This is a genomic window from Saccharothrix carnea (assembly GCF_003014735.1).
GTDB classification, from domain to species: domain Bacteria; phylum Actinomycetota; class Actinomycetes; order Mycobacteriales; family Pseudonocardiaceae; genus Actinosynnema; species Actinosynnema carneum.
Genome location: NZ_PYAX01000002.1, coordinates 843820 through 857999, shown reverse-complemented (window position 1 = coordinate 857999; position 14180 = coordinate 843820). Strand labels below are relative to the sequence as shown.

General features: G+C 72.2%; 11 protein-coding genes. 7 read left to right on the top strand and 4 right to left on the bottom strand.

The window, feature by feature from the left end; translation table 11 throughout:
• Nucleotides 1-21 precede the first annotated feature (21 nt).
• From B0I31_RS08085 to B0I31_RS08075, 3 genes are read right to left on the bottom strand one after another with little or no spacing between them, the layout of a single operon-like run.
• The gene (locus B0I31_RS08085) at nt 22-957 is read right to left on the bottom strand and encodes a carbohydrate ABC transporter permease (RefSeq protein WP_245949747.1); all 936 of its coding nucleotides are present in this window, start codon (nt 955-957) and stop codon (nt 22-24) included.
• Nucleotides 954-1940, bottom strand: a complete 987-nt coding sequence (locus B0I31_RS08080; RefSeq protein WP_106614636.1) for an ABC transporter permease — start codon at nt 1938-1940, stop codon at nt 954-956. The genes B0I31_RS08085 and B0I31_RS08080 overlap by 4 nt, the downstream gene beginning before the upstream one ends.
• Entirely contained in the window at nt 1937-4327 is a 2391-nt protein-coding gene (locus B0I31_RS08075) for a beta-xylosidase/alpha-l-arabinosidase (RefSeq protein WP_106614751.1), read from the bottom strand. Before B0I31_RS08075 ends, B0I31_RS08080 begins: the two co-directional genes overlap by 4 nt.
• A 313-nt stretch (nt 4328-4640) precedes the next feature.
• Between B0I31_RS08075 and B0I31_RS08070 the strand changes: the two genes are divergently transcribed.
• Entirely contained in the window at nt 4641-5702 is a 1062-nt protein-coding gene (locus tag B0I31_RS08070) for a LacI family DNA-binding transcriptional regulator (RefSeq protein ID WP_106614635.1), read from the top strand.
• 19 nt (nt 5703-5721) lie between these two features.
• Here the strand turns inward: B0I31_RS08070 and B0I31_RS08065 are convergent, their stop codons facing one another.
• Nucleotides 5722-6681 (bottom strand): glutathione S-transferase family protein, encoded by a 960-nt coding sequence (locus B0I31_RS08065; protein ID WP_245949760.1) that lies wholly within the window; start codon nt 6679-6681, stop codon nt 5722-5724.
• A gap of 622 nt (nt 6682-7303) precedes the next feature.
• Here B0I31_RS08065 and B0I31_RS08060 point away from each other — a divergent pair.
• From B0I31_RS08060 to B0I31_RS08035, 6 genes are all read left to right on the top strand, one after another.
• On the top strand, nt 7304-8482 hold the full coding sequence (locus tag B0I31_RS08060; RefSeq protein ID WP_106614633.1) for an AI-2E family transporter: 1179 nt from the start codon (nt 7304-7306) through the stop codon (nt 8480-8482).
• A gap of 85 nt (nt 8483-8567) precedes the next feature.
• Nucleotides 8568-9041: a winged helix-turn-helix transcriptional regulator gene (locus tag B0I31_RS08055; RefSeq protein ID WP_106614632.1), complete on the top strand. Its 474-nt coding sequence runs from the start codon at nt 8568-8570 to the stop codon at nt 9039-9041.
• Between the two features lie 282 nt (nt 9042-9323).
• A complete protein-coding gene (locus tag B0I31_RS08050) occupies nt 9324-11618 on the top strand; it encodes a helix-turn-helix domain-containing protein (RefSeq protein WP_106614631.1) in 2295 nt (764 codons plus the stop codon).
• 134 nt (nt 11619-11752) lie between these two features.
• Nucleotides 11753-13030, top strand: a complete 1278-nt coding sequence (locus B0I31_RS08045) for a hypothetical protein (RefSeq protein WP_146173779.1) — start codon at nt 11753-11755, stop codon at nt 13028-13030.
• Complete coding sequence (locus tag B0I31_RS08040) at nt 13027-13374, top strand: hypothetical protein (protein ID WP_106614629.1); 348 nt, start codon at nt 13027-13029, stop codon at nt 13372-13374. The genes B0I31_RS08045 and B0I31_RS08040 overlap by 4 nt, the downstream gene beginning before the upstream one ends.
• Nucleotides 13371-14168: an ESX secretion-associated protein EspG gene (locus B0I31_RS08035; RefSeq protein WP_106614628.1), complete on the top strand. Its 798-nt coding sequence runs from the start codon at nt 13371-13373 to the stop codon at nt 14166-14168. Before B0I31_RS08040 ends, B0I31_RS08035 begins: the two co-directional genes overlap by 4 nt.
• Nucleotides 14169-14180: the final 12 nt, after the last annotated feature.

Genomic DNA, 14180 nt, shown 5'->3' with positions numbered 1-14180 from the left:
CGTCAACGGGGAGCGGACGCGCTACTGCTTGACCGCGCCGAGCATCACGCCCGACACGAAATAGCGCTGGATGAACGGGTAAACGGCGATGATGGGCAGGACGGTGAGCACCATCGTCACGGCCTTGATGTTCGCGGAGATGGCCACGGCGTTGGTCTCGACCGCGCCGACCGACGTCGCCGAGGTGGCGCCGGCGATCATGTTCCGCAGGTACACGGTGACCGGGAACAGGTCCGCCCGGTCGAGGTAGAGGAACGCCTGGAACCAGGAGTTCCAGTTCGCCACCGCGTAGAACAGGATCATGGTGGCGAGCACGGCCTTCGACAGCGGCAGCACGATCCGCAGCAGGATGCCGTAGGTGTTCAGGCCGTCGATCGCGGCGGCCTCCTCCAGTTCGGGCGGCAGGCTCTCGAAGAACGCCTTCATGACCAGCAGGTTGAACACGCTGATCGCGTTCGGCAGCACGATCGCCCAGATCGTGTTGGTCATCCCGAGACCGTTGACCAGCACGTAGTTCGGGATCAGGCCGCCGTTGAAGAACATCGTGAACACCGCGACGCCGACGAGCAGGCCGCGGCCCTTGAGGTGCTTCTTGGACAGCACGTACGCGTAGATCGTGGTGAGCACGATCGAGATCGCGGTGGCCGTGACGGTGTAGATGACCGTGTTGAGGTAGCTGTTCCAGAACGCCGGGTCGGCCGCGACCAGCTTGTAGGTGTCGAGGTTGAACCCGCGCGGCACCAGGTTGACCTGACCCGTGCGGATGTAGACCTCGCTGCTGAACGACTGCGCCACGATGTTGACGAACGGGTACAGCGTCACCACCACCACGCCGAGCAGCACGATCGCGTTGACGACGCGGAAGATCCGGTAACCGCGGGAGTCGTCCAGCGACGTGCGGCGGGCACCCGCGGGCTTGTCCAGCCGCTCCATGACGCGCGTCGGGTCGGTGGTCACCACAGGCTCGTCCCCACTGTGCGGCGCGAGATCGCGTTGGCGGACAGGATCAGCGTCAGACCGATGATCGACTCGAACAGGCCGATCGCGGCGGCGTAGCTGAAGTTGTTGGACACCAGGCCGACCCGGTACAGGTAGGTCGACACGACATCCGCGGTGGGATAGGTCAGCGGGTTGTACAGCAGCAGGACCTTCTCGAACCCGACCGCCATGAACGTGCCGATGTTGAGGATCAGCAGCGTGATCATCGTCGGCCGGATGCCGGGCAGCGTCACGTGCCAGGTCTGCTGCCACCGGTTCGCGCCGTCGATCCGGGCCGCCTCGTAGAGCTGCGAGTCGATCGTGGTCAGCGCGGCCAGGTAGAGGATCGTGCCCCAGCCGACGGTCTGCCACACCTCCGACGAGACGTAGATCGTGCGGAACCAGCTCGGGTCCTGGATGAACGAGACCGCCTCGCCGCCCAGCGCCCGGACGATCTGGTTGACCGTGCCCTCCAGCGACACCAGCTGCATGACCATGCCGGCCACGATCACGATCGACAGGAAGTGCGGCAGGTAGGACACCGTCTGCACGAACCGCTTGAAGTAGCGCGAGCGCACTTCGTTGAGCAGCAGCGCGAGCACGATCGGCAGCGGGAAGGTGAACACCAGTGACAGCGCGCCGAGCGCCATCGTGTTGCCGAAGACCTCCCAGAAGTTCGGGTCGTTGACGAACATCTTGACGTAGCGCAGGCCGACCCACGTCTCGCCGTAGATGCTGCCGCCCGGCACGAACTTGCGGAACGCGATGACGTTGCCGAGCATCGGCGCGTACCGGAAGACCAGGAAGAACAGCAGCGGGACGATGACGAGCGTGTAGAGCTGCCAGTCGCGCTTGAACGCCTTGCGCCACGTGGTCTTGTACCGGGGCGTTTTCGCCTTCTTCGGCGGTTCACCGGGGCCCGGCGCGGCCGCGGTCGCCGGTTCGGTGATCTGGGTGGTCATGCCCGCTCCACCTCCTCGTGGGTGACCGACACGGCGCTGAGCCAACGCCGCGTGTGGTCGACTTCGCGCAGCGGGCCGTCGAGCCGCAGGTCCACCGCTTCGTGCACGTCCGCGCTCGACCGGGACACGCGCAGCTGCACCGCGCCCGGTTCCACCACGCGCCTGCCCGCCAGGCCGGTGAACGACGTGACGTCGGCCGGCACGCGGAACGTGACGCGGGCCGACGCGCCACCGTTCAGCTCCACCCGCGCGTAGCCGACGAGCCGCACGACCGGGCGGGTCACCTGCGCGACGGGGTCGTGCAGGTACAGCTGCACCACGTCCGCGCCGGGGCGTGTGCCGGGGTTGTGCACGTCCAGTTCCAGCGCCACTTCGCTGTCGGTGGTCCACGGCTCGTCCGACACCACGCGCACGGGTGACCAGGTGAACGTGTCGTAGCCCAGGCCGTGGCCGAACGGGAACACGTGCGTCGGGTCCACGTTGGACACTTCGCTGCGCCGACCGAGCGGTGCCGACAGGTAGGTGCCGGGCTGGCCGGACTCCTCGCCCGGCAGGCTGACCGGCAGCCGGCCGGACGGCGACACCGCGCCGGTCAGCACGTCGGCGATGGCTTGGCCGCCGAGCTGCCCGGGGAAGAAGGTCTGCACGACCGCCGCCGCGCCGTCTGCCAGGTCGCCGATCGCGTACGGCCGTCCGGTGATCAGCAGCAGCACGACCGGCGTGCCGGTGGCCAGGACCGCGCGGACCAGGTCGGCCTGCGCGCCGGGCAGCCGCAGGTCGGTCGCGTCGCACCCTTCGCCCGACGTGCCGCGCCCGAACAGGCCCGCCAGGTCGCCGACCGCGACGACGCACACGTCCGCGTCCCGTGCCGCCGCCACCGCCTCGGCGATCTCGTCGGCGTCGGGCTCGGCGGAGACCTCGCAGCCCTTCGCGTGGGTCACCGTGCCGCCCACCGCGTCGCGCAGCGCGGAGAGCACGGTCGGGATCTCCAGGCCGAGCCCGGCGTCCGGGTGGTGCACGCCGATGTGCGCGGGGAACGAGTAGCAGCCCAGCATCGCCATCGGGTCGTCCGCGAGCGGGCCGACCACGGTGAGCCGCAGGTCCGGTCGCAGCGGCAGGACACCGTCGTTGGCCAACAGCACTACGGACTCCCGCGCCAGGCGCAGCGCCACGTCCCGGGCCTCGGGCGAGTCGAGCCGGAGCTCGTCCACGTCCTCCGGCAGGGGCGACCAGTCCGGGTCGAGCAACCCCAGTTCCACCTTCTGGTGGAGCACCCGGCGCAACGCCCGGTCGACCAACGCCTCGTCCACGTCGCCGCGCTCGACCGCTTCGCGCAACGGCGTGCCGTAGCAGCGCACGGTCGGCAGCTCGACGTCCACGCCCGCGGCGAGGGCCAGCGCGGCGGCGTGCGCCTCGTCCTCGGCCACGCCGTGCAGGGTCTGCAGGAACTTGATCGCGAAGTAGTCGGCGACCACGGTGCCGTCGAAGCCCCAGGTGTCGCGCAGCAGCGTGGTGAGCAGCCCGGCGTCGGCCGCGGACGGCAGGCCGTCGATCTCGGTGTAGGACTGCATGACCGACCGCACGCCGCCGTCGCGCACGGCCATCTCGAACGGCGGCAGGACCACGTCGGCGAACTCGCGCGGGCCGATGGCCACCGGGGCGAGGTTGCGCCCGGCGCGGGAGGCCGAGTAGCCGGCGAAGTGCTTGAGCGTGGCGACGATGCCGGACCGCTCCAGGCCTCGTACGTACGCCGTGGCGACCGTGCCGACGAGGTAGGGGTCTTCGCCGATGGTCTCCTCGGTGCGACCCCAGCGGTAGTCGCGGGTGACGTCCAGGACCGGCGCCAGCCCCTGGTGCACGCCCGCCGCCCGCATCGAGCGGCCGATCAGGCCGGACATCTCGGCCACCAGGTCGGGGTCGAACGACGCGCCCCAGGCCAGCGGCGCGGGGTAGGCGGTGGCCTGCCAGGCGGCGAACCCGGTCAGGCACTCCTCGTGCACCAGCGCCGGGATGCCGAACCGGTTGGCGTCGGCCACCTGCCGCTGTGACGCGGCCAGTGAGCGGGCGCCCGCGACCGGTTCGACCGGGCGGGTGCCGAACGGGCGGGTGAGCTGGCCGAGACCGGAGGCGATGACCTCGTCCCACACCACGGGGTCGGCGGTCATGTCGTGCTGGTGCGGTGCGACACCGGCGCCGGAGGGGTCCGCGCCGACCCAGACCCCGACGAGCTGGGCGAGCTTCTCGTCGAGCGTCATCGCCTCGACGAGCGCGTCGACCCGTTCGGCGGCGGGCCGGGAGAGGTCCCGCCACACCGCGCTCGGCTGGTCGGCGGCAGTCGGAACGGCGTCGCCAACCGGCGTCGTCGCGACCTCCGTCGTCCTGTTCATCATCGACCAGGTACCCCCGCTCACATCCACGTGAAGACCGAAACTATCGAAGTACTTTCCGACACGCCGATCTGGTGGGGAGACCGTAGGAGGATCTCTCCGAGACGTCAACAGTCCGTGTCCTTCCTGTGTCTTCGCAGTTCACAGGTATGAACAGGGCCCGAAAAGCGCACGGTTTTCTGGACCGATTACGTCAAAGATCGACGCATGGAGCTGCCATGCTGGTGGTCGAAAGGTCGAACCTTTACGCTCAGCCGTCGAAACTTTAGATCCGGTGTGCGGGGCGCGGACCGCGACGCGAACAGGGGGCAGCATGAGTTCGTCGACTGAGCGGGACGCCGCCGGCGCCGTGCCGGAGAAGACGGTGAAGGGCGCCGCGTCCATCTCGTCCATCGCGGCCGAGGCGGGTGTGTCCATTCCGACCGTCTCGAAGGTCCTCAACGGACGGCCGGACGTCGCACCGGACACCCGTGCCCGCGTGGAGAGCATCATCGAACAGCACCGGTACCGACGACGACGGGCACGCCAGTCGTCCCGGCCCGCGCTCATCGACCTGGTGTTCCACGAGATGCACTCGGCGTGGTCGACCGAGATCATCCGCGGTGTCGAGCTGGCCGCGGCGAACGAGCGCGCCGCCGTGGTGCTGTCCGAGCTCGGCGGCGAGCACCGGCCGCGCCGCGAGTGGTTCGACGACCTGCTGGCCCGCCGACCCCTCGGGGTGATCCTGGTGCTCGCCGGGCTGGACGCCGAGCAGCGCCGTCAGCTCACCACGCGCAACATCCCGTTCGTGTTCGTGGACACGGCGGGGGAGCCGCCGCCCGGTGTGCCGACCGTGGGATCGGCGAACTGGGCCGGTGGCCTGGCCGCGACGCGGCACCTGCTCGCGCTCGGGCACCGGCGGATCGCGGTGATCTCCGGGCCGACGACCATGCTGTGCAGCCGGGCCCGCGTCGACGGGTACCGCAGCGCGCTGGAGGACGCGGACGTCGTCGTGGACCCGGACTTCGTGCGGTACGGCGACTTCTACGTGCAGGGCGGGTACGGGCACGGCATGGCGCTGCTCAGCCGTCCCGACCGGCCGACCGCGATCTTCGCGGGCTCCGACTTCCAGGCGCTGGGCGTGATGCGGGCGGCGCGGGAGCTGGGACTGTCCATTCCGGACGACCTGTCGATCGTCGGCTACGACGACCTGTCGGTCTCCGAGTGGATAGGGCCTCAACTGACCACGGTGCGGCAACCGCTGCGGGAGATGGCGACCACCGCCGCCCACATGGTGTTCAGCCTGGCGCGCGGCGAGCGCCCGCCGAACGAGCGCATAGACCTCGCCACCGAACTGGTGGTCCGCGAGAGCACCTGCCCTCCACGCTCACCCTGACCCCCGTTCGACACGCGGCCTAACGCAGTGGCGTGTGCGCGGGGTCCACCCGTTCGCCGTCGTGGACCGGGCCGGGCGGCGTGCCGTCGCCGAACGGCCGACCGCCGAGCGCCTCCCGGCCGTGCGGCGTCACCCAACCGGACAGGTCCGGCCCGCCGGGCACGATCCCGCTCGGGTTGATGTCGGAGTGCACGACGTAGTAGTGCTGCTTGATCTGGGTGAAGTCCACCGTGTCGCCGAACCCGGGCGTCTGGAACAGGTCGCGGGCGTAGGCCCACAGCGCCGGCATCTCGGCCAGCTTGTTCCGGTTGCACTTGAAGTGGCCGTGGTAGACGGCGTCGAAGCGGACGAGCGTGGTGAACAGGCGGACGTCGGCCTCGGTGATCGTGTCGCCGACCAGGTACCGCTGACCGCCCAGCCGGTCCTCCAGCCAGTCCAGCGCGGTCCACAGCCGGGCGTAGGCGTCGTCGTAGGCCTCCTGCGTGCCCGCGAACCCGCACCGGTAGACGCCGTTGTTGACCTCGGTGAACACCCGCTGGTTGACCTCGTCGACCTCATCCCGGTGCCGCTGCGGCACCAGGTCGGGCGCACCGTCCCGGTGGTGCGCACGCCACTCGGTCGACAGGTCCAGCGTGATCTGCGCGAAGTCGTTCGTCACGACCGCGCCGGTCGTCGTGTCGACGATCGCCGGCACGGTGATCCCGCGCGGGTACTCGGGGTCGCGCTTGAAGTACGCCTCCTGCAACCGCTCGATCCCCAGCACGGGGTCGCGCCCACCGGGGTCGAGGTCGAACGTCCACGACCGCTCGTCGTGCGTCGGGCCGGGCAACCCGAGCGAGATCGCGTCCTCCAGCCCCAACAGCCGCCGCACGATGATCGACCGGTTGGCCCACGGACAGGCCCGCGCCGCGACCAGCCGGTACCGCCCGGCCTCGACCGGGAACCCGTCCCGCCCGTCCGCCGTGACCCGGGTCGTGATGTACCGCGTGTCGCGGGTGTACTCCTTGCCCTTGACGGAGTACTTCCCACCCTCCTGGTGCTCGGGGTTCCCGCTGTCCGCCGCGTCGGCCGAAGTGTCGCTCACGTCCGGAGAGCCTACGTTCCCCTGCCGCCTCAGGCCTCCGGGCGACCCGAGCGGACCGTGAGGGCGGTGAGCGCGGCCTGGCCCGGTCACCAGTCGGCCGTAGGTCAGGCCATCGGTGCTCGTGCTGACGGTGCAGCGGGGGACCGGGCCGGGTGTCCAAGCGGTGGCCGGGTCGTCGTGCACGGAGGCGGACGGGTCGGACATGCCCGGAGGCAGGGGAGAGGTCGGGAACGTCGTGCGGCCCAGGGCCAGGCTCACCGGGACGCAGTGGTTGTCGGCGATGACATCGTTGTCAACCCTCACTGCCGGTCGCGCCGGATGGATGTCGAGGAGGTCGGTGGGGTCGGGAGGTCGTCGTCAGCGGCGGCCAGGAGACCGGTCAGGGTCGTCGACCGGCCAGGTTTTGTCCTGGTGCGGGCCTTGACACGGGGCGGGGCGGCACCACTTGCGCGGTCCGCTCTGGCAGGCTGCCGCACAGGCGCCGCAGGGCGCGACGCGGTGGAGGGGATGGGAAGACGTGAGCGCACAAGACCGCCGCTGGACCGATCGCGGTCAGGCCATCGGGCACGCGGTGACCTGGCTGGCGCGGTGGAGCGCCCGCCTGGCGCTGGTCGCGATCGGCTTCTGGCTGCTGTGGACGCTGATCGGCAGGCTGTGGGTGGTGGTGATGCCGGTCCTGCTCGGCCTGCTGATCACCACCGTGCTGTGGCCGCCCGCCCGGTGGCTGCGCTCGCGCGGGGTGCCCGCCGCGCTGGCCGCGACGCTCGTGGTGCTCGGCGGGCTGATCGTGCTCGGCGGCGTGCTGGCGCTGATCACCACGTCGATCGTGTCCGGTGTGCCCGAGATCGCCGACAGCGCCACCCGTGCCCTGCAACAGGCCCTCGACTGGGCGGCCGGCCCGCCGCTCAACCTCGGCGAGGGCCAGCTCGACCAGCTGCTGCAGCAGGGCATCGACCAGTTGCGGTCCAGCGTCGGGTCGATCGCGGACAGCCTGCTCACCGGCGTCGGCACGGTGACCTCCGGCATCGTCACCGGCATCGTCGCGCTGCTGCTGGCGTTCCTGTTCGTCAAGGACGGGCCGCGGTTCACGCCGTGGCTGCGCGGCGTGATCGGCGAGCGCGCCGGCGGGCACGTGACGGTCGTGCTGGACCGGGTCTGGACGACGTTGGGCGACTTCATCCGCACCCAGGCGATCGTGAGCCTGGTGGACGCGGTGCTGATCGGGCTCGGCCTGGTCGTGCTCGGGGTGCCGCTGGCCGTGCCGTTGGCGGCGTTGACGTTCCTCGGCGGGTTCGTGCCGATCGTGGGCGCGTTCATCGCGGGCGCGTTGGCCGTGCTCGTCGCGTTGGTCAGCAACGGCCCGACGACCGCGCTGATCATGCTGGTGATCGTGGTGGTGGTGCAGCAGGTGGAGGGCAACGTGCTCCAGCCGGTGCTCCAGTCGCGGAGCCTGCGCCTGCACGCCGCTGTCGTCCTGCTCGCCGTGACGGCGGGCAGCACCCTCTACGGCATCGCGGGCGCGTTCCTCGCCGTGCCGGTCGTCGCCGCAGTCGCGGTCGTGCTGCGCTACCTCAGCGAGGTCGCCGACCGCCGTTCCGCGCCGCAGCCCGCTCTCGCGGACCGGCCGGACGAACCGGACCAGGTGCCCGACCGCGGGCCGGACGCGGAACGACCACGTCCGGCGGACGGCGCCTGAGCGCCGGGTCCGGTCGGCCGCGCGTCGGCGGCGGGCCACCACACGATGGGGGTTTCCGGGCAAAACCCGTGGTTATCATGCGCGGATGCTCCGACGCACGTACGACGACCAGGTCTGCTCCGTAGCGCGCGCACTTGAGGTCGTCGGCGAGCGCTGGACGCTGTTGATCATCAGGGACGCGCTGTCGGGGGTCACCCGGTTCGACGGCTTCCTGCACCGCCTGCCCATCGCCCGCAACGTGCTCAGCGACCGCCTCAACGGACTGGTCGAGCACGGCGTGCTCGAACGCGTGCGCTACCAGGACCGGCCGCCGCGCCACGAGTACCGGCTCACCGCCAAGGGGCGTGAGCTGACACCGGTGGTCCTGGCGCTCATGGAGTGGGGCGACAACCACCTGCCGACGCCGACCGGCCCGCCCGCCGTGGCCGAGCACGTCGGCTGCGGCGGCACCGTCCACGCGCGGATGACCTGCGACTGCTGCGGTCGGCGGGTCGCGCCCGGCACGGTCGTCGGGCGGTCGACCGGCGCTGCCACACCACCGGGACCGGCCCGACGATGAGCTCGATGCCCCGCGGCACCGCGGTCGCCTCGCGGACGCGCGGCACCACCGACGAACCCGGCGGACGTCCTGCGGTGGCAGGAGGTCCGCACATCAACGATCAAGCTCCCCGGCCTGACGGTACCACCGGGTAACTTAAGGGGCCGGTCGTGTCGATCAGGTGGCTCCCGTGCCACCGCGGGCGTGGCCGGTGTCTAGGATTCGGTCCGCCGAGGCGTGGGCCGACTGTGTCCGGTCGATGACGCGGTGCGCGCTCGGCGCGCGTGGCGGTGGGGGTTGGGTGTGACGAGCCGGTTCGGCGCGCTTCTGCGGCGATGGCGGCAGCGGGCCGGGTTGAGCCAGGACGACCTGGCCGAGCGCGCGGGCCTCGGTGTCCGCACCGTCCGCGGGCTGGAGACCGGGCAACGGGGCAACCCGCAGGTGCGCACGGTTCGGCTGCTGGCCGACGCGTTGCGCCTGGACGGTGCCGAGCGCGCGGAGCTGTTCACCGCCGCCGGGCACGCGGAGCACGCCGATCCGGCCGAGGACGTCGACGTGGACGTGCCGGAGCTGGTCGCCCACGGCGCGACCAGACCCCCGGCACCCGGCCCCGCGTCGGGCGCCGATCCGTTGCTGGAGGCGACGGACGCGCTCGCGTACGCGGTGCACGCCCGCTGGCGGCGGGAAGAGGAACAGCAGCAGGTGCACGACCCGGTGCCGCTGCCGGTGCGCTGGCGCCCGGCACCGGAGGCGTTGCGGGACAACTGGGCCAACATCCGGTTGGCGCAGCCCGGCCGGACGTCCCGCCCGCTCGACCTGACCGGGCGGCTCGACCAGGTCGTGGAGGTCTACCGGCGGATCCCGTCGTGCCGGCTGATCGTGCTGGGGCGGGCGGGCGCGGGCAAGACGATCCTCACCACCCGGTTCGTGCTCGACCTCCTGGCCACCCGCGCGCCCGCCGACCCGGTGCCGGTGATCTTCGGCCTCGGCTCGTGGAACCCGGTCCGCACCGAGCTGCGCGACTGGCTCGCGGACCAGCTCGTGCGCGACCACCCCGGCCTCGCCGCGCCCGGCCCCGGCGGGTCGACGCTGGCCGCCGCACTGGTCGACGCGCACCGCGTCCTGCCCGTGCTGGACGGGTTCGACGAGGTGGCGGGCGGTCTGCACCGGGCGGCGCTGGCCGCGTTGAACGCCACCACCCTGCCGCTGCTGCTGACCAGCCGGGTGGACGAGTACCGGGCCGCGGTCGAGGCCACCGGCGTGCTCCGCGCCGCCGGTGCGGTGGAGCTGGTCGACCTCACCGCGGACGACGTCGCCGACTACCTGCCGCGCACCACCGGCGAGACCGGTGACGCCGGCACCGTGTGGCAACCGGTCCTCGACCACGTGCGGGAACGGCCGGACAGCGCCCTCGCGGCCGTGCTGACCACGCCGTTGATGGTGGCGCTCGCACGCCGGATCTACAGCGACACCCCCGGCCACGACCCGGCGGAGCTCGTCGACGCGGACCGGTTCGGTGGTCGGGAGTCGATCGAACGGCACCTGCTCGGCGGTTTCGTGCCGGCCGTGTACCAGGAACGACGGGGTGCCCGGGCCTACGACGCCGACCACGTCCGGCGCTGGCTCGGCCACCTCGCCGATCACCTGAGCCGCCTGGGCACGCACGACCTGGCGTGGTGGCAGCTCGGCACCTCCACCCGCCGGCGCACGAGGGCGCTGGCGGTCACGCTGTTCGTGTTCGCCGGCGTCTGGTCGGGCGACGTGGTGATCGAGGGCCTCCTGCTCGGCAAGGTCACCCCGCAACTGGTCGGGCTCGGCGCCGTGGTCGGGCTGCTCGCCGGGGTGTCGTTCGGGTTGGTGCACGGGCACTTGGCGCGCGTCCAGTCGCTCGAACCCGTCCGGTTCCGGCTCGCCCTGCGGGCCGGTTCCGGGGTGAAGTGGCCGCGGGTGCGGGTCAGGGCGCGGATGGGCCTGCTGTTCGGCGCTCTGGTCGGCGGCTGCTACGGCGTGCTGATGGCGGTGATGAAGCTGCTGTTCGGGGTCTGGGCCGTGTCACCGGCGGTGCTCGTGGTGGACGCGGGCGTGTTCGCCACGGTGTTCGCGACCGGCGCGGCGCTCGCGTTCGGGATGATCGCGGCGGGCGAGTCGCCGCTGGACCTCCGTTCGGCGGCGAGCCCGGCGGGCCTGCTGCGCGCGAACCGGAAGACGGTGCTGCTCCAGGTCGCGTTGTTCGGGCCGTTGTTCGCGGTCTTCTTCGCCGGCGCTACCTGGCTCGTCGCCACGGCGCTGATGACGCTGCCGGGCGGCGGGCCGTTCGGGCTCACGATCGTCTGGCCCGGCATCTCGGGGGCGGCGCTGGGGCTCGTCGGCGGCTTCGGCGGCGGGTTCGGCTACGTGATCAGCATGACCGCGTGGGGCCAGTGGGTCGTGTTCGCCCGCTTCTGGCTGCCGCTGACCGGCCGATTGCCGTGGGCCGTGCAGTCGTTCCTCGACGACGCCTATCGGCGGGGCGTGCTGCGCCGCGCGGGCGCGGTCTACCAGTTCCGCCACGCCCGCCTCCAAGATCACCTGACGGAGAGCTACCGCACCCCCGGCTGACCTGTTCGCCGGCTGTTCTCGCAGTTCACCGGTACCGGCCACACATGGCCGGTGCACGGCCTGTCCATGGCCGCCTCCCCTTCGTGAGCATTGGCGGCGTCGGTGACGGGCCGGCTGTGGGAGGGGGATCGCGGGTGTCTGGTGAGAAGGAACCGGTGCCGACCGCGGGTGCGGTGAACTGGGAGGCGTACAGCCACGAAGAGCTGTACCGGATGCTGTGGCAGGACGCGGACGTCGCGGACGTGAGCGTGGTGGCCACCGAGTGGGCGCAGCACCGCCTGGCGCTGGACACGCACGCCCAGGTGTTGCGCGAGCAGCGGGTCGCGCTGCTCGACAGCTGGCACGGCCCGGCGGCGGAGGAAGCGGCCGACCGGCTGGCGGCGCTGGCCGCGCGGGTGGAGAAGATCAGCGAGCTGGCGCACGCGGGGCAGACCGCCGCGCAGGAAGCCGCCGACGCGTTGGCGAGGGCGCGGGCCATGATGCCGCCCCCACCCGCCGAACCCGCCACGCCGTCGACCGGTGATCAGGACACGACCGCGCGTTCCGGCCTCGGCATGGCGTTCCCGAGCTTCGCGCCGCCACCGGTGACGGCAGCGCCGAGTGCGATGACGTTCCCGACCGGGCCGACGTTCGGGACCGCGTCCGCGCCGTCGTTCCTGCCGTCCGCACCGGCCATTCCGGGCATTCCGGGGATGCCGCCGGTGCCGTCCGCGCCGACGTTCTCGATCCCGTCGCCGTCGTCCTTCTACACACCGCCGAACTTCGCCTCGATGTTCAGCCCGACGACGACCCCGTCCGGCATGGGCACCGCGTTCGGCGCGGTGGGCGGCGCCGGGTTCAGCTTCTACTTCGGCGCGGCCACCGCGGACCAGCAGAAAGCCGAGGCCATCCGGGCGATGCAGGCCTACGAGTCCAGCCTCGTGGGCGGCAGCAAGCTGATCGACGGGGCACGGGGCGCGATCCCGCCCGCCTCCCAGACGACCCGCGTGGTCGGGCCGGCGGCCGGAGGGGTGCCGGGCGGCCCGACCGCGGGCGGACACGGCGGTGTGCCGTGGACCCGTCTCCTCGGCGGAGGCGCGGGCCGGGGGTCCGGGATGGGTCTGGCGCCCGTGCTCGGTGGTTCCGCACCCTCCGCTGGTCACGGAGTGCAGCTCGCGCCCGGCCAGCGGGTCGGCGTGCTGCCCGGCGCGGCCGGTGTGCTCGGGATGCCGGGCGCGCCGCTCACCGGCGACTCGTCCTCGGCCCGGGGCACGGCGCAGGCGGCGGTGGCGGCGGCGCCGGTCGGCGGTCGCCCGAACAGCGACGACGAACGGCACGAGAACCGGATGCCGACGATCGACCACGGGCTGTTCACGGTGGAGGAGCCGGCCACCCCGGCGGTCATCGGCCAGACGACGGGAGCGCAGTCGTGAACGCGGGGCAGGGGTACCACGTCGAGCTCGACCTGATCGAGGACCGGATCACGACGCTGACCAGGTTGGGCGACCTGACCGGCGACCTGGTGACGGCGGTGAGCCGACTCGCCGAACGGCAGCCGATGCTGGGCACCGCGCCGCCCGCGGTGGAGTTGGCGCAACGGCTGCGCGAGGCGGCGGGGGAGTCCGGCCTGGCCGGTGAGGTGAGCGCGGCGCAGCGCGAGGTCGAGGCGTTCCGGCAGATGCTGTCCGACGCCAAGGCCTCCTACACCGCGGTGGACGACGACGCGGGCGCGTCCGTGCAGGCCGCGGCCGAGCGGTCGGGTCGGGAGGCGAGGTGACCGCCGCGACCGAGCACGAGGCCGTCTTCGAGCCCGTCGAACTGGACCTGCTCGCCACCCACGCCGGCGTGGCGTTCCCGTTCCCGCTCCGGGTGCCGTCGTTCGGCCGGTTCACCCACGAGCGTGACGAACTGCTCGCCGACGCGGGTCACGCGCTGTGCGCCCGCGGGCTCGCCACCGCGACCGGGCCGGTCGGCCTCGCGGACGAGCTGGTCACCGCGTTGCGGGAATATCGGGCCGCGGTCGACGTGGTGGTGATCGGCGCGCACGAGGCCGCGGGCGCGGTGGCCATGGTCTACCGGGACCGGGCGGTGGTGTGCCGCCAAGCGCCGCTGGACGAGCGGGGGAGCGAGGTCCGGGTGAAGGCGGTGCCGGCCACCGAGCTGGTCGATGAACTCGCCGGCCTGATCCCCGAGGTGCGGGCGGCGTCCACCATGCCGATCACGCTGCCACCAGGTGTGGTCGAGAGCGCCTTGGGAATGCTCGGCGACCCGGACGGCGACCCGGTCACCCGGCGGCACGTGCGTGAGCTGGTCCGCGCGCACGGCGGTGACGAAGCCGTGGTCGACCGGCTGGTCGACCTGTTCCCGGCGGTCTCCGGCCGGGGACAACTGGGCGTCGTCCGCCGCACCGGCGACGCCGTCACCCGGCCGCACGAGGTGTCGTGGCTGGACAGCGCACGGGGACGGGTCCGGGTCGACCGCGGCGACGCCGGGTGGCTGAGCGTCAACCCGGTGCGGCACGGCGAACTCGTCCGCCTGCTCGGCGAGACCGCGGAAGTCGCCCGCGCCTAGTGCCGGTCACGG